We start from the raw sequence: 18,215 nt of genomic DNA on the forward strand, positions 1-18,215 counted from the left end.
TTATCGAATTTTAATCTTATCCTCTAATATATATACAGCCATAGATGTTCTATAATTTTGTTACATTGGCAACCTTAATTTGGCTCATTTGATTTTAAATTCACACAAAAAGCGTTCCACTCCGAGATATTTTTCACCTAAACTTGTTATTTGGAAGCCAAAATTAGAATAAAAGTTTACTGCCTCTTTATCTGTCTCAGCAAAAATAGAATGTATATCATAGTTCTTACAAAGAAAGCTAATCATGCTGCTTCCTATTCCTTTCCCTCTCTCTTTTGGTAAAACAGCTATATGTTTTACAACAGCTTCCTTGGCGTTAAGAAATTCAACTCCTATACAGCTAACTGTTTCTCCATTTACTTCAATACTATATAATTTCCGACTTGGCAAACAAGTGTATTTTTTATATTCTCCATCAACCTTCTCTTCTAAAGTGGCATAAGATAACAGCTTTTTTATTGTCGGGTTCACCATAGTTGAAGTGATTTCTTTCATCCTAGCACCTCTTTTCGCTATTATCTTATGAATAATTAGTTTGTTTTTTAGGACCTTGCGGCTTGCTCTTACATGTCGAAGAATAAACTATACAAAGTAATGAATGAGAAGAAATACCCCGAGAACTGGAGCGGCAGCTAACATAAGGTTTATAGAGTTTGTAATTCTCCACTTCTTGTCCGTTTTTGATTCTGTGGAAAGGTTAGCTCTCATTCGATCACCGCTTACAGCTACTCCAGATATGATAAGAGCTAGCCCCACTAATATAATGAAAGCGGTGAAAAGTACTGTTTCTGAATTTACGTTAGCTATTGTACATGCTACTAAAAGAATAAAAGATAAAATGAACCCACCAATAATTGATTTAATCATTTCTGTCTTCCTCCTAGTTTTTTTATAAAACCCCCATGCATTATCTATATAATATCATTTTTTCTATATTTTTACTTTTATTTTTCGTTATTCCAACAGTAATTAAAGCAATTAAAAAAGCGAAACGCTTATGTCTAAGTGCGTTTCGCTCAAGGGAACTACATTTCAACTATCTTTTGTGATGTCTGCCGGACGTATACGAATTACTTTTGATAAGTCACTTAGTGGTAGCTGTATCTGATGACCTACACGCCCGCCTGAAAAGTAAATCGTTTCACAGTCTTCTGCCGTAGAGTCGATGAAGGTTGTGAACTGCTTTTTCATTCCGATAGGAGAACACCCGCCGTGAACATATCCTGTAAGAGGTAACAGCTCTTTTTGAGGAATCATTTCTAAGGACTTTTCACCAGCTGCTTTTGCCGCTTTCTTTAAATCAAGCTCCTTTTCAACCGGTACCATGAAGACATAATGTTCTTTTGATTTCCCTACGGTCACAAGTGTCTTGAAGACTTTAGCAAGATCCTCTCCGAGCGAAGTAGCTACCTGTACTCCACTCAGATTTTTAGTTTCATAAGAATAATAATTGTACTCAATTTTTTTCTGATCTAAAATTCGCATTACGTTCGTTTTGTCTGCTTTTTTACCCATAATTATCACCGATACCATCATAACACGTTTTGTTTTCATATCTCCATATATTAGGATAGGTAGGTTAGTAAGGGTTATTCATATCTTTTATATAAAAATGAATCTAATATGCTAAATAATGACTTTTCACTATCCTTGGAACCCGCGGTTTTCACAGGAAAAAAGCCACTAGAGGCACTAGTGACTTTTTTCATTTATGTCTATTCAATTGTTCTACTGTATCAATACGGTTGTCTTCCATATCGCTACAACTTTTCACATTAATTATATAGATGACATTTTACTTTATGCTTGCTGTCAATCACTGTGTCTTCAGGTGTTTCTTTCATGCAGCGGTCAAATGCGAACGGGCATCTTTTATGAAACGCACAGCCTGAAGGTGGATTAAGAGGAGAAGGAATTTCACCTTTAACCTCAATTTTTTCGCGTTTTTCATGTTCGTGAATTGCCGGGACAGATGATAAAAGAAGTTTTGTGTAAGGATGACGAGGATTTGAAAAAATCTCATCTGTTGGCCCTTCTTCTACTAATCTTCCTAAATACATCACGCCAACGCGGTCTGCAATATGTCTTACGACGCTTAAATCGTGGGAGATAAAGAGATATGAAAGCTTCATTTCTCTTTGCAAACTGCGCAGTAAGTTTAAGATTTGTGCTTGAATGGATACGTCCAGTGCTGAAACCGGCTCATCACAAATGATAAGCTTTGGGTTTAAAATTAATGAACGCGCAATGCCTATGCGCTGGCGCTGGCCGCCTGAAAATTCGTGCGGATAACGGTTGTAATCTTCTTCATTAAACCCAAGCTTTTTTAATAACTCAATGACAAGCTGCTTTCGTTCGCTTTTGGCACCTACATTATGAATTGTTAATGTTTCTTGAATGGAAGCACCAATTTTTTTTCTTGGATTAAGAGAAGTATGCGGATCTTGGAAAATCATTTGTAAATCTTTACGAATTGTCCGCAAGCGTGATGCTTTAGATTCGAAAATACTTTCTCCATTAAACTGTGCTTCTCCGCCCGTTGGTTCTACTAATTTTAAAAGCGTGCGCCCCGCTGTACTTTTCCCGCACCCAGATTCACCTACTAGTCCGTACGTTTCGCCTTCATAAATATCAAAGGATACATCTTGAACTGCTTTGATTTGGCCCTTCGCTTTCCCTAAGGCAGAACGAACCGGATAATATTTTTGCAGGTTGCGAACTTCAAGCAAGGGCTTGGCACTTTGCTGCTTTGCTTCACTAGACATACGCAACCTCTCCTTCTTGAATTTTTTCATAGTGCCAGCATCGAACGCGATGCGTATCATCGGCATGCTCTAAAACAGGTACTTCTTTATGGCATTTTTCCGTTGCAAACGGGCATCTTGGTGCAAAACGACAGCCGTCCGGCACGTTTGAAAGCGGCGGAACCGTTCCTGGAATGGACGAAAGCTCTTTTGTTCGGTCGCCATCTAAGTGAGGAACCGACTTAATTAAGCCCATTGTATAAGGATGAAGCGGCTTTGAAAACAGCGTTTTAACGTCCGTTTCTTCCATCACTTGTCCTAAATACATCACAGCTACTTTTGTACAAATATTAGCGACAACTCCTAAGTCATGGGTGATGAACAGCACGCCCATGTTGAGCTTGTCTTTTAAATCCATCATAAGGTCAAGGATTTGCGCTTGAATGGTTACGTCTAAAGCCGTTGTTGGCTCGTCGGCAATAAGAAGCTTCGGCTCACAGGCTAAAGCCATCGCAATCATAATGCGCTGCCTCATTCCTCCCGAGATTTCATGCGGATACTCTTTTGCTCGCTGCTCTGGAGACGGAATGCCAGTTAGTCTTAAAAGCTCTACGACTTTCTTTTGCGCTTCTTTTTTAGAGACTTTTTGATGCAGACGAATCACTTCAGCAATTTGTTTTCCAATTGGCATAACAGGATTTAATGACGACATGGGATCCTGGAAAATCATTGAGATCTCGTTTCCTCTTAGCTTTTGAATTTGCTTTGAAGACATGTCTAATAAGTTTTTTCCTTCAAACAAAATCTTACCATCGTAGCTTGTTAGGTCTTCATCTAATAACTGAAGAATAGATTCGGACGTTACGCTTTTTCCAGATCCGGATTCACCGACAATGCCCAATACTTCTCCTTTATTTAATTGAAGAGATACATTGTCAACAGCCGTTACTTCTCCGCTATACGTTGTAAAAGTTACTTGTAAGTCTTCTAATTTTAAAAGGGCGTTACTCAACGTTTTTTCCTCCTTTTCTTCAGCATTACGTTTTTCGGATTTAACCAATCGCGCAGACCGTCACCAAATAAATTAAGGCCAAGTACAATTAAAATGATAAATACACCCGGAAACACGGTCATCCACCACGCGTTGTAAATTGCAAGCTTTCCGTCATACAGCATATTTCCTAAGCTTGGTGTTGGCGCAGGAATTCCGGCTCCTAAAAAGCTTAGCGAAGCCTCTGTTAAAATCGTCACGGCAAACACGTATGTTACTTGAACGATTAAAGGCGATAAGACGTTTGGCGCCATATGAAAACAAATGATTCGAAGTGAGCTTGCTCCTTGAGCTTTTAGCGCTTCAATAAATGTTTTTTCTTTTACAACAAGCGCAGCTGAACGAACAATTCTCGCAATCGAAGGAATAAATACAAGGCTCAGTGCGATAATAACATTGCTTGTTTTAGGTCCTAAAGCAGACATGATGGCAATTGCTAGTAAAATAGACGGGAAAGCAAACAAGCCGTCACAAATTCTCATTAAAATATAATCAAGAATTTTATAATAAGAAGATAAAAGTCCAACGATTAAACCCAGTACAGTAGCAATAATCGTTACTGCGGCTCCAATCATTAACGATATTCTGACGCCGTACATTGTCCGACTAAATACATCTCGCCCAAAGTTATCCGTTCCAAACCAGTGCGTGCTTGACGGCGGTGCTAATCGATTTGCAGGGTCGATTTGTAAGCTGCCAAAAGGAGAAATGAGCGGAGCAAAAACAGCAATCAAAATAGATAATAAAATAAGTATCGCTCCTCTTACTAGCAAACGATTTGAGAAGAAACGCGCTGCCGCTGGGTTTCTTTTTTTCTTTGAAGTTACTGAAATGGTCTCTGTATTTTGTTGTGCATTCACATTCATCACCCTCCTTTAATCATGATAAGAATTGCGTACACGCGGATCGATCACGGCATACAGCAAATCAACAACTAAATTGATGACCACATAAGCAACCGTAATTAAAAGTACAGCTCCTTGAATAAGCGCGTAATCACGGCGTTCAATTGATGAAACAATCAGCTGACCTAATCCCGGGATGTTAAATAATGATTCTGTTACTGCCGCTCCGGTCACAAGTCCCGCAAATGATTCTCCGATAACTGTTAAAATCGGTAAAAAACTCACGCGCAGCGTATGCTTAAGCATAATTGTGCGTTCATTTAATCCTTTTGCTTTTGCCGTTTTAACAAAGTTTTCAGAAATGGTATCGAGTAAAGATGAACGCGTCATACGTGTAATTAATGCAGCTTGAATCGCTCCAAGCGTAATCGTTGGTAAAACTAAATACTTTAAGTATTCAAATAATCCGGCATTTAACGGAACGTATCCTGAAACAGGGAAAATTCGAAGCTGTACAGCAAAAAGCAAAATAAGGAATGAACCGAGAAGAAAGCTAGGAATAGAGATACCTAAAAGGCTGGCTCCCATAATGCTTTCATCACGAATCGTTCCTTTATGTTTAGCTGCATATATACCAAATAGTAAAGCAAACACCACGCCAAAAATTTGCGCAAGTATAGCTAGAGAAACCGTAGGACCTACGTTATCCCAAATTGCCCCGAGCACAGGTTTATTTAAAAAGTAGGAATAACCAAAATCTCCGTGAAAGATGTTAGATAGCCAGATAAAGTATTGATTGACAATAGGCTCATCCAATCCCATTTCTTTGCTTAGCGCTGCAATTTGTTCCGGACTTGCGCCTTGTCCTAAAATGATTGCTGCGGGACTCCCAGGCGTTAAGCGTGTAATTAAGAACACAACAATAGATACAATGAATAAAACAGGAATTAGTGCAAAAAGTCTCTTAAGTGTATAAGCTCCCATCGTAAACTCCTTTCTAAAACAGAGAGCGTAAGCCCTCTGTTTATTAGAATAATAAGATATTATTTTGTTAAACTCATATTGTAGAAAATTGGACCTAAATTATACTCATAGCCTTTTGAATTGTTAGAAACGGCATTGATGTTCACTTTATGACCAATAAGCGTGAACGGAAGCTCGTCCCATACGTATTGCTGGATGGCATCAATGTCACCGCGAGCTTCTTTAACAGAAGGAGCAGCTTTAATTTTGTTTAAGTAGTCCATTGATTTTTCAACTGATGTACCTTTTGTCGTCCAGAATCCTTGGAAGATGGTAGAACGAGCATTCCAGTCAACAGGATAGATGTCCCATTGGTTTGTATCACTCATTTTATCGCTGAATGTCGCCCAGTCGTATACTTCTAATTTTACATTCATACCAATGTCTTTTAATTCTTGTTGAACCACAACAGCTGTATTGTATTGATCTTGGTAATCACGAGACGCCATTAAGCGAATTTCTTCTCCGTTATAACCAGATTTCTTCAAATATTCTTTTGCTTTTTTCTTATCATGCTGGTTATATTCTTCTTTTCCAGCTGTACTGTAGTAGTTTGGATACTCTTTGTTCACAATGGATGAAGAAAGCTTGTAATAATCTGAGCTTCCGTAAGAACTGTCTAAGATATCTTTTGAGTTAAGAGCTGCGTTAACTGCTTTTCGCGCATTGATGTCTTTAAAGACGCCTTTATCTGCGTTGTAGAAAAGTCCCATAAATCCGCCTGGTGATGTTTCTACTTTTGCATTTTGACTGCCTTCAACTTGTTTGGCATTATCGCTTGATACAGATAGCGCAACGTCAAATTGTCCGGTTGTAATACCAGAAATCCTAGTTGACTCATCGCTTACGAAACTAATCTTAATTTCATCGACGTGAGGAGTTTTCTTAACTTCGCGGCCTTTCGAAGAATAATCTTTAAATTTTTCTAATAAAAGATATTGATTTTTCTTCCACTCTTTTACTTTATATGGACCTGTTCCTATGTAGTCTTTGATCCCTTCATCAGATGCATTGTCAACCACTTCTTTTGGTAAAATAGCTGCTGCGGGGATTGGATCAGCTAATAAAGATAGCGTGTTAACATTTGGTGATGGTAAATGAAGCTCTACCGTATAATCACCGGTTTTTGTCATTTCAGCACCAGAGAAGTTTGTTTTTCCAAGGGATGATAGCTTAATCCAGCGGTTAATAGAAGCGACAACGTCATCTGCAGTCATTTCTTTACCGTTATGGAATTTAACCCCATTTCTTAATTGGAACGTGTATGTTTTTTTATCATCGCTAATATCTACTTTAGACGCTAAGTCAGGCTTAGGATTTCCTTTGTCGTCTAAAATCATTAACCCTTCATAGATACTGCGCGTTGCATCTTTCACATCTGAGTCCCCAGTGATTTGAGCATCTAGCGTTGCTGGCTCACTTTGAGACGCGACGTTTAGCGTTCCGCCTTCTTTTCCTTCTTTTTCACTTGAAGTATTTTCACTTGCGTTACCACTGCACCCTGCTACCATGAGGACAATGGTTAAAAGAGAGATGAAAAGTAAATAAGTCCTTTTCACTAAAATCACTCCTATTTCCTTGTATAAAATTTTAATCCGACTATAATAAGAAGAATAGTAGGAATGTGAACAATTGTAGCACTACCTTCTACCTTTGGCAATTAGTATTTTTGACACACAGAGGCTATTATACCATTTTCTATTAAATAAATATGGTATATATGTATAATAGTTGAATAAAAGAACCATTTATTTCTTATAAAGCAAGCGATTGAAAACACTTTATCAACGCAGTAAAAAAGAAAAAACATCTTAAGAAATGGTAATTTAACAAAAAAGGAGAAAACAACAGTGGGATTTTTAATTGGTATATCAGGAAGCATTATTGTGGATCAAGGAGGACGCTTTCCAGGCTATAAGCGAGCGTATGTGAATAACGACTATATCGAATCAACAGCGCTAAGCGGCGGAGTTCCTTTTATCTTGCCAGTACTAGAAGATGAAGAAATGATTAAAGCGCAGGCAGAAAGTATAGACGGGTTGATTTTATCAGGTGGACAAGACGTCAATCCCCTTTTATACGGTGAAGAACCGACAACCAAAACAGGTTCACCTTTTTTAGCACGAGATCAGTCTGAACATCTATTGTTAAAGCATGTGATTGATCAAGGAAAGCCCGTATTAGCGATTTGCCGCGGTTTACAAATTTTAAACGTTGCTTACGGCGGCACGCTTTATCAAGACATGTCAGACATTAAAGAGTCATTTATCAAACATGATCAATACAACAATACAAGCGACCCTTCTCATTCCATCATGATTAAAGACGGAACACGCCTACATGACCTTTACGGTAATCAAGCTCTTATTAATTCATTTCACCATCAAGCGATTAAAGACGTAGCGTCAGGCTTTGAAGTTTCCGCATGGGCAAAAGACGGAGTCATTGAAGCCATTGAAAAACAAGGAAATCAATTTGTAGTCGGCGTCCAGTGGCATCCAGAAATGATGGCAAAAGAACATAATTCAATGCTGAACTTGTTTAAGCTGTTTATGGAGCATGTGCAGCAGACAGCTACGAAAAAAGTCAGCATTTGACGTTTCAATCTACTTTGTTACCAATATAAAAAAGGCAGGCCATTGTGGCCTGCCTTTTTGTATGAACTGAAGATGCGCAAAGAAATCTAGACAAATCTTCATCTATTAATTAGATAAAATAGTGCAAGTATTTTTGGCTTTTACAGTATTTCAATATACCCTTCTGTTCCATGTACGCGAATTCGCTGACCGTCTTTTATTAGCCGAGTAGCATTCTCTACTCCGACAACCGCTGGCAATCCGTATTCACGTGCAATGACTGCGCCGTGAGTCATCAGTCCGCCAACTTCCGTAACAAGCCCCTTTATCCCTACGAATAACGGGGTCCAGCTAGGGTCAGTAAAGGAAGTGACTAATATATCTCCATCTGATAGATTAGCTTTTTCCATGTTTAAAATGACGCGCGCTCGCCCTTCTATCACTCCGGAAGAAACCGGTAAACCTACAATTGCTTGGGACGGAAGGTTTTCTCGTTTATACGCACCTGTAATAATTTCACCTTGAGACGTAATCACACGCGGAGGCGTTAGCTTTTCATATAATTTGTACTCTTCTTTTCGTTTACTGATGATTTGGTAATCCAGTTTATGTGTGCGCACAACTTCTTGAAGTTCTTCAAATGTCAAATAGTATATATCTTCTAGTTCATCAATAACGCGGGCTTTTACTAGCAGAGCGGCTTCTTTCAGGAGAGCCTGCTTATAAACAAAATAACGGTTAATCATCCCGTATTTGGGATATTCACGATAACCGATAAAATTTCGGAGGAGATTAATTCTTTCTTTTGTTTCTTTTGCTTTTTGTTCGCCATTGGGCAATTGCTTTAATCTACTTAATAGCTCTTTCTCTTTTTTTAAGGCTTCCTGCAAACCTTTTTCAAATTTTTGTTTGCTGGCGCTAGCCTCAAAGTTTTTAATATTACCAAGAATCACAGGGATAAGTGCAGCTGGCTTTTCGCTCCACCGAGTTTTCGTAATATCGATTTCCCCGGGACATCGCATTCCGTATTTGCTGAGATAATCATAGATAGCGTCTTTGGTTTCCTGTCCGCCTTCTAACTTAACCAGGTTTTCTAAAAAGTTATCATCTTTTACATGTTTTAAATAATGCATGACTTCTGGATAAGGGCGAATTACATCTGCGACATCCAATAGCGCCAGACCCATTTCTGAAGTAATATTGTTTGGTACGGATTGAGAAAGCGCGTCTGCTGCGTTTTTTTCACCTAACCATGTCTCCATTTTTTCATTAATCCATGATGAAGCATCCATAGCGGCCATAAACACAGCTGTACTTTGTGGATCAAATAAAATCTTCTTTAATATCCCGATATCTTCTGAAATAAAATCGACTAATTCCGGCCCTGACTTCGTTTGGATGGTTTGTTTTAGCTCTTCTATTGAAGCTTGATTCTTCTTGATCAAGTCAGAAACGATTGTAAAGTCGTTTTCGATTTGTACCTTAGGCTTCGTAGGCGGCACGCTTTTATTGCTTTTACCGAAACTTTGATCGTTGGATAAAGATTTTATGAAATCTCTGCGTTCTATTATGCTTGTAAGTGCGTCTTTCATAAGCGGATCATGCTGTCCCATGGCACCTAACATCCTTTTTCTGCTGTCAGGGGAAGCCAGCGTAGGCGTGACATCGACAAACAGCCTTCCACCGGCTGTACGCATCGGTGCATTAGTCGTTAACAGAAAAAAAGACAATCCCAGTGGTTTCATGGCATCGGTCATCATTTGTTGGTGTCCAACAGATACATACACGTGATTTTCTTGATCAGCTGCTTCAGGAATTGGATATAAAGTAGTGATTGGGCGACTTTGGACAATGTAAAATGTATCATCAGCCAAGCACCATTCAATATCTTGAGGACAATCAAAATAAGCTTCAAGCTGTCTTCCAACGCGTTCTAATTGTAAAATTTGAGAGTCAGTGAGCGCTTGCGTTTTTTGCAGATCAAAATGAACTTCCTTGGTTTCTGTTCCACCTTCTTTTAATCCGTAGATAGCTACCTTTTTAGCTGCTATTTTTTTATCGACGATTTCTCCTTCTTGTACTTTATAGCAATCGGCGGATACCAAACCAGATACCAGCGCTTCTCCAAGTCCAAATCCTGCATCAATGGATAGCAGCTTTCGATTAGAAGTGACTGGGTCAGCGGTAAACAAAATACCTGAAGCCTGCGGGAAAACCATTCGTTGAACAATAACCGATGCGTGCACTTGACTATGGTCAAATCCATTTTTTATACGGTAGGTTACCGCGCGATTTGTAAACAGGGAAGCCCAGCATTTGCTAATGTGCTCAAGGATGGCTTCTTTGCCTCTGAGATTTAAATAGGTGTCATGCTGACCAGCAAAAGAAGCATGTGGCAGATCTTCAGCTGTCGCACTTGAACGAACTGCATAAGCATGCTCTTCCCCAAACTGAGAGAGAGAATGAATAACTGCTTTTACAACGTCAGAAGGAATTTTTATTTCCATAATGGTTTGGCGAATTTTTTCGCTGATTTCACCAATTTGATCTCGATCATCAGCATTTAGCATCGTCAGCTGGTTCAGTAACGCTTGAAATGTTTCATTTTGTTCAAGAGCTTTTTGATACCCGGCCGCTGTCACGCAAAATCCTTCCGGTACTTGTATTCCTTGAATTTTTGATAACGCGCCTAAATTTAAAGCTTTTCCTCCAACAAGTGAAAGCTGTGTATCTTTTATTTCTTGAAAGCTAAGAACTAAAGAGTTCATTCAACATCTCTCCTAACCGGTAATGTTTTATTGATTTTACCAGCAGTAAATGAGAATAAACAGTCTATATCGGCATTTTTTTATGTGGTATAATTAAAGTAGGAAGAGAAATACACAACTTTTTGTTTGCGTTTACATATTTGGGAGTTGTATAACTAACTTATCTAATTGATTTGTATCCTTTTTAAAGCAGATAAGCACACGCCTCATAACGCTGCTATTCTTCCCTCCTCGTTTGACTGCAAGAGCATTTTTTTCAATGTTTTTAATCACTTTATCTTCTCATACAGAATGAATTTCTTTTTACCCCTTCTTTCAGCTAGTCATCTGAAGAGTCTGGCCCATCAAATGACTAACTCTCTTTTTTGCTATTTTGAAACCATAGCGTTACGAATGTATCTCTTCGCTCGCTTTCTAGCAACTGTATAAACAATCATCTGCAGTACAAGCGCCGCAAGGCTTATGAGTACGATTTGCTCAACCGAAGTAACAGGCGAAAAGTATTTTTCCCATTTTGGATCAGGAAGTCTTAACGCGTTATAAAAATATGAAGTACTAAAAGAAACGATATTTCCTAAAATAAGTGACAAATCTGCTCTAATCAGCCCGCTTAGATAAGATAGTACGACTGTAACCATGGCCATGATTATATAGTTTATTTTTGAATCATCTTCAAAATCTTTTCGTATAGATAGATAAACATATGGAATGCAGTAAATGGTAAAAATTATAAAAGGAAGTATTCTTCTCATATAGTAATCTCTCCAATATTTAGGATTCGACATAGTTCTCTATTATTATAAATGAACGAAGAGAATTTTTTCCAGTTTTTTGTGCACAGCGAGTGTAGAAATACCCATATGTATCATGATTGTTTGTAAAATCATTTCTTAAGGCAAAGTAAAAAGCACTCTTGTGAGTGCTTTTTTACAGCATATTTATTTAAGCAGCACATGTGTTTATTCAACTATTCTTTGTTTACTAAAGAATAGTGCGTCTTTATATACTACTGCTGCGCTCATAGAGTTTTTAATTGTAACTGAACTTTTTCATTTTCACGCCCGGCGTACTGTTTTTCCGTTTGGCTAAAATGATTAAATTGTAGTGTAATCCTTATATTTTCAACAATAAATTAGCCAATAAAGATGAACGTTCAGCTAGCTTATCAATTTGTATATGTTCATGCGCAGCATGAATTCCTTTACCACAAGCACCTAAACCATCCAGTGTAGGAGTACCTATCGCGGCGGTGAAATTTCCATCACTGCCCCCTCCAACAGCTTCCTCTGTTAACGCTATATCTAATTCGTTAGCAATAGATTGAGCGCATTCGAATAGTTCCTTTGTTTGTTCAGTTTTGACCATAGGAGGTCGATTCATCCCGCCAGTTACTTCAAGTTTGATTCCTTTTGAAAGTGGTTTTAAGTTTAAAATGATGTCCGTCACTCTTTTTGCCTCTTCTTCTGTCGAGACACGCAAATCAATATTTGCTTCTGCGTATTCGGGAACCACGTTTATTCCACTTCCTCCAGTAATTGTTCCCACATTAACAGTTGTCCCTTTTTGATAGTCAGTTAATCTTTGTAGTACTATTACTTGTTTAGCTAATTCTTCAATCGCATTTACACCGTCTTCATGATGATTACCGGCATGAGCTGCACGTCCCCATATTTTTAAGTTGAAAATCCCTGCCCCTTTACGAGAAGTCTTTAAGGCTCCTGAACCAGCCACAGCAGGCTCAGCAACGAGCACGGCTTCACTTTTTTTAGCTTCCTCTTCAATATATTTTTTAGAGGCAATCGAACCAATTTCTTCATCGGAGTTGCAAAGAAAAACAATTTTTTTATTAAGAGGAAGCTGCAATTCTTGAATTGCTTTTATTGCCCATAGAGATTGAATAATTCCCCCTTTCATATCCAAGATTCCAGGGCCAAACAACTTGTTTCCTTCTTTTTTAAGTTTAAGTCTACCTTTCTCCCAAACCGTATCAAAATGTCCTATAATTAAAATTTGTTGTTCTCCTTTTCCTATTGTAAACTTCATGTGATTTCCCACTTTATCTTCTTTTATTACTTCATAGTGTTCCACATCTAATCGGTATTGGAACAGGTCAGTTAAATATGCACCACATTCGTCTACTAACTTTTTATTACGTGAAGGCGATTCTTTTTTTACAAATTTAATTAAATCATCTAGCATAGCTTGTTCATGTTCTTCTAAATAACTATGAATAGTTTGCGGTGTTAACAACTTACCCAATATAATTCCTCCTCTGAGCTCTACAATATCTGTTTGGTGAGCCGTACGCGGCCTCAATTAATACCAATGCAAGAACCTTGCCAACTTTGTTTTCTTAGTAAATTTGTATATTTTTAATTTACTTTCTTTTTATAGGATGTTTTTTGTTTGGTTAATAACCTATAAACGATCCTATAAATTCTATTCTTTTAATGTAAAATACTTTAAAGGCTTAATTTAGGGGTTTAAGTATTTGGCATGCTTTTTGCATTTATTGTAAGTGTGTAAAGTAACAAAAATTTTCAGGGGTTTAAAATTCTGAATAATTAAAATCATTAGAGAGGAGCGAGCATTTTTCTGAACTGTGTACAAGTTAAATTGAAGGGGGATTTATATTTATGCAATCTACAGCTGAAAAAACAGTCCATAAACCTATTAAACGTAAGTTATTTAAACCTGACGCCTATGTCCTTTTATTTTATATTTTAATCTTCTGCACTATTGCTACGTACCTTGTTCCATCTGGAGTATTTGATCGAGTAAAAAAAGGTGACATTACCATGACCGTTCCTGGAAGCTATCACTTGGTTAAGTCCACTCCTGTTAATTTCCTTGAGATTTTTACAGCTATTCAAGCTGGAATGGTAGCTGGAGCGCCCCTAATTTTCCTTATTTTATTTACAGGTGGCGCACTAGCTGTTATTGATAAAACCGGAGCCATTGATACATTTATTCGTAATGTTATAAATTTATGTAAAGGAAGAGTTCTTCTTCTTATCATTCCTATTTGTTTAATGTTTTCTATACTAGGCACCACAGGTATCATTGTTAATTCTGTTATAGCTTTTATTCCAATAGGAGTAATGATTGCGCGTAAATTAAAATCAGATGCCATTTTTGGTGTATCTCTTATCTATCTTGGTACGTATGCAGGATGGAATGTTTCATTAATAAGTCCACAAACCTTAGGGTTATCCCAACGAATTGCGGAGCTTCCTTTGTTATCTGGGATGAGTTTTCGTATTGTGATTTATCTAACTTTTCTATTGTGTACCATATGTTATATCTATTGGTATGCACGTAAAATCAAGAAGGATATTAGCCAAAGTATTTTGGGTTTAGACCGTTTTCCTAATTCTTTAGGTATAAACGAGAACGAAATAAAAACAGAGAAATTAACATTGCAACACAAAATTGTTTTATTATTTTCAGGAGGTTCTCTATTAGCATTCATTATCTGCACACTTATCTTTAAATGGACTGAAAACGAGATGGCAGGCTTGTTTATTTTTATTGCTATAGGTGCAGGGATTATTTCTCGTATGAAAGTTAATGATATTGCTAAAACATTCATGGATGGATGTCAAAAACTTGTATATGGAGCTTTAATTGTAGGAATGGCACGCGCAGTCATTATTTTGCTTGAGCAAGGCCAACTTTTAGATACAATTGTTCATGGCCTTTCAACTCTTTTAGCGCCCCTTTCTCCAGTTACTGGAACGTTAGGTATGTTCATAGGTAGTGCCGCTATTCACTTTTTAATTTCATCTGGCTCTGGTGAATCAACGATGTTAATGCCAATACTAGTACCGCTTGCAGATTTGTTACACATTACCCGTCAAGTAGCCGTACAGTCCGTTTTGTTTGGTGAGGGAGTAGTAAACTGTATTAATCCAACATCAGGGGTTTTAATGGCTATATTGGCTACTAGTGGTATCTCATATGGTAAATGGCTGAGATTTATGATTCCTTTAACTGTTATCTGGGCTGTATTGGCTGCTATCTTTTTAACGATTGGTGTATTAATAAAATGGGGTCCTTTTTAATTCCATTTAAAATCTGATAGAATAAGAGCAAAATGCAACCGTGGGGTAAGGAGAAAATAATGAAAAAACCTACTATACTTCTGGTGACTATCAGTAAAAAAGTATGCAAAACATTTGAGGAAAATCTAAGGATGTTTTTTGGATCGAAAATTCGTATTGAGACATGTTATGAATCTCTACAATTAAATAAGGAGATGATCAATAAAGCAGATTTGGTTGTATTATCAAGCCCAGTGCTTGAAGATACTATTAAAGTCCTGAAACCGAGCATTCCTGTTATGCTTGCTAGACGATCTATCCGAATTGCGAAGCTAGAGCAACTTCTAGATTTGGCTCCTCAAACAAAAATTTTATTGGTTACTAATTATATACAGAATGTTAGAGATTCTATTGACCTTCTGCATGCGTTTGGTTTTGGTCATTTAACATTAATTCCTTATGTGCCAGGAGTTACAAATGCCAAAGAGACTCACAACATCGAGCTGGCAATTACACTTGGACAAGTTGAGTTAGTTCCTAGTCATATAAAAAAAATTATTGATTTAGAGAACCGACCTATCGATCTAACAACTATGCTCGATATTGCTCGTCTTTTAAATCTATCTTTAGAAAATGCTCATTTTTATACAGCAGAATTCTTTAGGGATTTTGTGAAAATGGGAAGGAATTTATCATTATCTATTCAGAATGAGAAAGAGTTAACGCAGAAATTAGAATCTGTTTTAAATGCAGTCCACGAAGGAATTGTAGGGCTAGATGAAAAAGGATTCATTACATTAATTAATGAAGATGCTCATCGAATTCTACAACTCCCTTCTATAAACTATATTGGAAAGCATTACAATGAGGTTATACCTAATTTTCAGATTAGTGAAAATTTAAATAAGCAGAAAGAACAACTAGATAGCATATTTCAAATAAATAACCGATCGATGCTAGTGTCTAAAGTCCCATTAACCTTTAATCAAAAATTTACAGGACTGGTCATTACGTTTCAAGATGTTACGAGAGTTCAAAGAATGGAACAAGAAATTAGACGGAAAAGTACAGAACTGGGTCTAACAACTAAATACTCATTTGATAATATTATTGGAAACAGCCATTTAATTGTATCCGCCAAACAGAAAGCAAATCGTTTAGCTCAAAGTGACTATACAGTTTTGATCACTGGAGAGAATGGGACAGGAAAAGAAGTCTTTGCCCAAGCCATACATAATGATTCTGAAAGGAAAGATGGACCGTTTGTAGCAGTAAATTTTGCAGGGTTAACCGAGACTTTAATCGAAAGTGAATTGTTTGGTTATGAGGGTGGAGCATTTACAGGCGCTAAAAAAGAAGGCAAAATGGGATTGTTTGAATTAGCTCATAATGGAACTATTTTTATGGACGAAATTGGAGACGCTTCTTTAAATATTCAAGCATCCCTTTTGCGAGTCCTTCAGGAACGACAGGTAATGCGTGTAGGCGGTCATAAAGTTATACCAATTAATGTACGAGTAATTGCTGCAACCAATAAAAACTTACAGGAAATGATTAAGGAAGGTACGTTTCGAGAAGATTTATATTTTCGGTTCAACGTCTTACCACTAAACATCCCGCCACTTCGAGAAAGAAAAGAAGATTTATTTATATTAATAGATTTCTTCTTTAAGCTAAATAAAAAAAGGTTAACATTTGATTCAATTGTTAAAGATTTTTTAATAAATTATAATTGGCCAGGCAATATACGTGAGCTCGAAAATTTCATTCGCTATTTAATAGTTATCGTCGAAGGTAATACAGTAACTAAAAATCACCTGCCAGATCAAATTTTGTCATCACAAAGGCCTTCTAATTTAGCAAATGATTCATTTTCGGAGATTGAAGAAGCTCTTCTCTTTTTAAAAAATGGAAGGTTCACAGAAGATTATAAATCTATACTAAAAATACTAAAGGTTTTTAAAAAACAGGGCTTAAATATAGGAAGAGGAGTTATGCAAGAAATGCTCCCTTATTTCCTTTCTGATTCACAATTGAGACGTCGGTTAGCTACGTTAAATAAGGTTAAGTGTATTAAAGTCGGAAAGAGAAAACAAGGAACAGAGATTACAGAATTAGGTATAGAAGTACTAAGTCAATTTGAAAATTTGATGACTGCTAATGAAAAAAAGGCTGTTACTCTTTTGGAGTAACGGCCTTTTCGGTAAGTATTTAATTAACCCATAATTAAGTAACATCTTCTACAAACTCTTCTAGAGAATCATATATTTCTAAAGCGTCCCATTCACCCATACCATGTTCAGCTGTAAAAACTGGATAATCTTCATTCGCTATATCAATAAAAAGCGGGTCACCGCCGATTTCTTCATCATACCCTATGACAAACCAGCTTTCTTGCCAATCTCCTTCTTGATTTCCTATAAGGGAATTTGCTTCTAGACCTTCTCTATAGCCTAATTGTCCATCTAAAAACTCGCTTTTAAGATAGATATAATAAGGAGTAGAAAGAATTTCTCCCACTTCATCTTCAAATTCTACTTTCACTGACGTACCTGGAAGTGCTTTAAGAATTTTATAGATTCTCTCTATATCCGGCTTTATCATTTGCTTCTCCCCTTTAATGATCTGTATGATTTATCGTAGCCATCACCCATTCTTCTAAGCTATCTGCTATTACTTCACGCTGTTCCCAATCGTGCCAAAAGGTGATAATTTGGCCGACTTTTCCTCCTTCATCAGGATCCAAGTCTATACAAATATCGTCTCCTCCTCCATTCGTGGCAATCGAAATCCAACGCGGGTTCCACCACAATTCTTTTTTCACTGGTCCAACAGGTTCTACTTCTGGAAAATCTTCAAATTCTCCTCCATCTAAAAGCTCTTTTAAGGTTTGCCACGTATACAGAATCTCCTCTAGAGGTAATAGAGTATAATTTTCAATAACTCCTATATACTCATCGCTCTGTCCATTATGTATCATTAACCAGTCTTTAAGGTTTTGGGGGAAGGTTAGTCCCATCTTTTGTTCAACCGCTGCAATTTCTGATTCAGCAGCTGCTTCGTTAAGTGTTCCTACTGCTTCTGGCCGATTTATTCTCAACCACTGTTCAAATTCATGCCAAACCTGCTTCATTTTAAAAGCCCCCTTATATAACATTACTAAAT

The 18,215-nt window shown here is 37.3% G+C and carries 16 protein-coding genes; 3 read left to right on the top strand and 13 right to left on the bottom strand.

Features of this window, described 5'->3' with window-relative positions; genetic code table 11:
* Nucleotides 1-84: 84 nt before the first annotated feature.
* The 8 genes from ACH6EI_RS15480 to ACH6EI_RS15515 form a co-directional block, all read right to left on the bottom strand.
* Nucleotides 85-495, bottom strand: a complete 411-nt coding sequence (locus ACH6EI_RS15480) for a GNAT family N-acetyltransferase (protein WP_108674604.1) — start codon at nt 493-495, stop codon at nt 85-87.
* An 87-nt stretch (nt 496-582) separates the two neighbouring features.
* Nucleotides 583-867, bottom strand: coding sequence for a DUF5316 family protein (locus ACH6EI_RS15485; protein ID WP_108674603.1), 285 nt, complete (start codon nt 865-867; stop codon nt 583-585).
* A gap of 165 nt (nt 868-1,032) precedes the next feature.
* Nucleotides 1,033-1,515: a Cys-tRNA(Pro) deacylase gene (gene ybaK, locus ACH6EI_RS15490; RefSeq protein WP_034264724.1), complete on the bottom strand. Its 483-nt coding sequence runs from the start codon at nt 1,513-1,515 to the stop codon at nt 1,033-1,035.
* A 260-nt stretch (nt 1,516-1,775) separates the two neighbouring features.
* Nucleotides 1,776-2,765, bottom strand: coding sequence for an ABC transporter ATP-binding protein (locus tag ACH6EI_RS15495; protein WP_108674602.1), 990 nt, complete (start codon nt 2,763-2,765; stop codon nt 1,776-1,778).
* Nucleotides 2,758-3,756: an ABC transporter ATP-binding protein gene (locus ACH6EI_RS15500; protein WP_028413752.1), complete on the bottom strand. Its 999-nt coding sequence runs from the start codon at nt 3,754-3,756 to the stop codon at nt 2,758-2,760. The genes ACH6EI_RS15495 and ACH6EI_RS15500 overlap by 8 nt, the downstream gene beginning before the upstream one ends.
* Entirely contained in the window at nt 3,753-4,661 is a 909-nt protein-coding gene (locus ACH6EI_RS15505) for an ABC transporter permease (RefSeq protein ID WP_034264721.1), read from the bottom strand. Before ACH6EI_RS15505 ends, ACH6EI_RS15500 begins: the two co-directional genes overlap by 4 nt.
* A 9-nt stretch (nt 4,662-4,670) precedes the next feature.
* A complete protein-coding gene (locus ACH6EI_RS15510; protein WP_108674601.1) occupies nt 4,671-5,624 on the bottom strand; it encodes an ABC transporter permease in 954 nt (317 codons plus the stop codon).
* Between the two features lie 59 nt (nt 5,625-5,683).
* Nucleotides 5,684-7,222 carry an ABC transporter substrate-binding protein gene (locus tag ACH6EI_RS15515; RefSeq protein WP_108674600.1) on the bottom strand — a complete coding sequence of 513 codons (1,539 nt, stop codon included), beginning with the start codon at nt 7,220-7,222 and terminating at the stop codon, nt 5,684-5,686.
* 291 nt (nt 7,223-7,513) lie between these two features.
* On the opposite strand from ACH6EI_RS15515, the gene ACH6EI_RS15520 reads away from it, so the two are divergent.
* Entirely contained in the window at nt 7,514-8,260 is a 747-nt protein-coding gene (locus ACH6EI_RS15520; protein ID WP_108674599.1) for a gamma-glutamyl-gamma-aminobutyrate hydrolase family protein, read from the top strand.
* A 140-nt stretch (nt 8,261-8,400) separates the two neighbouring features.
* Here the strand turns inward: ACH6EI_RS15520 and ppsA are convergent, their stop codons facing one another.
* The 3 genes from ppsA to ACH6EI_RS15535 form a co-directional block, all read right to left on the bottom strand.
* Nucleotides 8,401-11,007, bottom strand: a complete 2,607-nt coding sequence (gene ppsA / locus ACH6EI_RS15525) for a phosphoenolpyruvate synthase (RefSeq protein WP_108674598.1) — start codon at nt 11,005-11,007, stop codon at nt 8,401-8,403.
* Between the two features lie 368 nt (nt 11,008-11,375).
* Entirely contained in the window at nt 11,376-11,759 is a 384-nt protein-coding gene (locus ACH6EI_RS15530; RefSeq protein WP_033578688.1) for a hypothetical protein, read from the bottom strand.
* A 361-nt stretch (nt 11,760-12,120) separates the two neighbouring features.
* Entirely contained in the window at nt 12,121-13,266 is a 1,146-nt protein-coding gene (locus tag ACH6EI_RS15535; RefSeq protein WP_223546515.1) for a M20 family metallopeptidase, read from the bottom strand.
* A 377-nt stretch (nt 13,267-13,643) separates the two neighbouring features.
* Here ACH6EI_RS15535 and ACH6EI_RS15540 point away from each other — a divergent pair, with 377 nt between their 5' ends.
* Together ACH6EI_RS15540 and ACH6EI_RS15545 are read left to right on the top strand one after the other, a co-directional pair.
* The gene (locus tag ACH6EI_RS15540) at nt 13,644-15,071 is read left to right on the top strand and encodes a YfcC family protein (RefSeq protein WP_098999829.1); all 1,428 of its coding nucleotides are present in this window, start codon (nt 13,644-13,646) and stop codon (nt 15,069-15,071) included.
* A 59-nt stretch (nt 15,072-15,130) separates the two neighbouring features.
* The gene (locus ACH6EI_RS15545) at nt 15,131-17,242 is read left to right on the top strand and encodes a sigma-54 interaction domain-containing protein (RefSeq protein WP_098999828.1); all 2,112 of its coding nucleotides are present in this window, start codon (nt 15,131-15,133) and stop codon (nt 17,240-17,242) included.
* Nucleotides 17,243-17,276: 34 nt separating this feature from the next.
* On the opposite strand, the gene ACH6EI_RS15550 is transcribed toward ACH6EI_RS15545, so the two are convergent.
* Both ACH6EI_RS15550 and ACH6EI_RS15555 read right to left on the bottom strand, forming a co-directional pair.
* On the bottom strand, nt 17,277-17,654 hold the full coding sequence (locus tag ACH6EI_RS15550; RefSeq protein WP_098999827.1) for an SMI1/KNR4 family protein: 378 nt from the start codon (nt 17,652-17,654) through the stop codon (nt 17,277-17,279).
* Nucleotides 17,655-17,667: 13 nt separating this feature from the next.
* Nucleotides 17,668-18,183: an SMI1/KNR4 family protein gene (locus ACH6EI_RS15555; RefSeq protein ID WP_034264737.1), complete on the bottom strand. Its 516-nt coding sequence runs from the start codon at nt 18,181-18,183 to the stop codon at nt 17,668-17,670.
* Between the last annotated feature and the right edge of the window lie 32 nt (nt 18,184-18,215).

The organism is Priestia sp. JSM ZJ58, from assembly GCF_044383985.1.
Lineage (GTDB): Bacteria > Bacillota > Bacilli > Bacillales > Bacillaceae_H > Priestia > Priestia zanthoxyli.

What these genes read in the sequence shown, in the direction of transcription:
- ACH6EI_RS15480 (WP_108674604.1), bottom strand. Translation starts at nt 495, where the DNA reads ATGAAAGAAATCACTTCAACTATGGTGAACCCGACAATAAAAAAGCTG.
- ACH6EI_RS15485 (WP_108674603.1), bottom strand. Translation starts at nt 867, where the DNA reads ATGATTAAATCAATTATTGGTGGGTTCATTTTATCTTTTATTCTTTTA.
- ybaK (WP_034264724.1), bottom strand. Translation starts at nt 1,515, where the DNA reads ATGGGTAAAAAAGCAGACAAAACGAACGTAATGCGAATTTTAGATCAG.
- ACH6EI_RS15495 (WP_108674602.1), bottom strand. Translation starts at nt 2,765, where the DNA reads ATGTCTAGTGAAGCAAAGCAGCAAAGTGCCAAGCCCTTGCTTGAAGTT.
- ACH6EI_RS15505 (WP_034264721.1), bottom strand. Translation starts at nt 4,661, where the DNA reads ATGAATGTGAATGCACAACAAAATACAGAGACCATTTCAGTAACTTCA.
- ACH6EI_RS15510 (WP_108674601.1), bottom strand. Translation starts at nt 5,624, where the DNA reads ATGGGAGCTTATACACTTAAGAGACTTTTTGCACTAATTCCTGTTTTA.
- ppsA (WP_108674598.1), bottom strand. Translation starts at nt 11,007, where the DNA reads ATGAACTCTTTAGTTCTTAGCTTTCAAGAAATAAAAGATACACAGCTT.
- ACH6EI_RS15530 (WP_033578688.1), bottom strand. Translation starts at nt 11,759, where the DNA reads ATGAGAAGAATACTTCCTTTTATAATTTTTACCATTTACTGCATTCCA.
- ACH6EI_RS15540 (WP_098999829.1), top strand. Translation starts at nt 13,644, where the DNA reads ATGCAATCTACAGCTGAAAAAACAGTCCATAAACCTATTAAACGTAAG.
- ACH6EI_RS15545 (WP_098999828.1), top strand. Translation starts at nt 15,131, where the DNA reads ATGAAAAAACCTACTATACTTCTGGTGACTATCAGTAAAAAAGTATGC.
- ACH6EI_RS15550 (WP_098999827.1), bottom strand. Translation starts at nt 17,654, where the DNA reads ATGATAAAGCCGGATATAGAGAGAATCTATAAAATTCTTAAAGCACTT.
- ACH6EI_RS15555 (WP_034264737.1), bottom strand. Translation starts at nt 18,183, where the DNA reads ATGAAGCAGGTTTGGCATGAATTTGAACAGTGGTTGAGAATAAATCGG.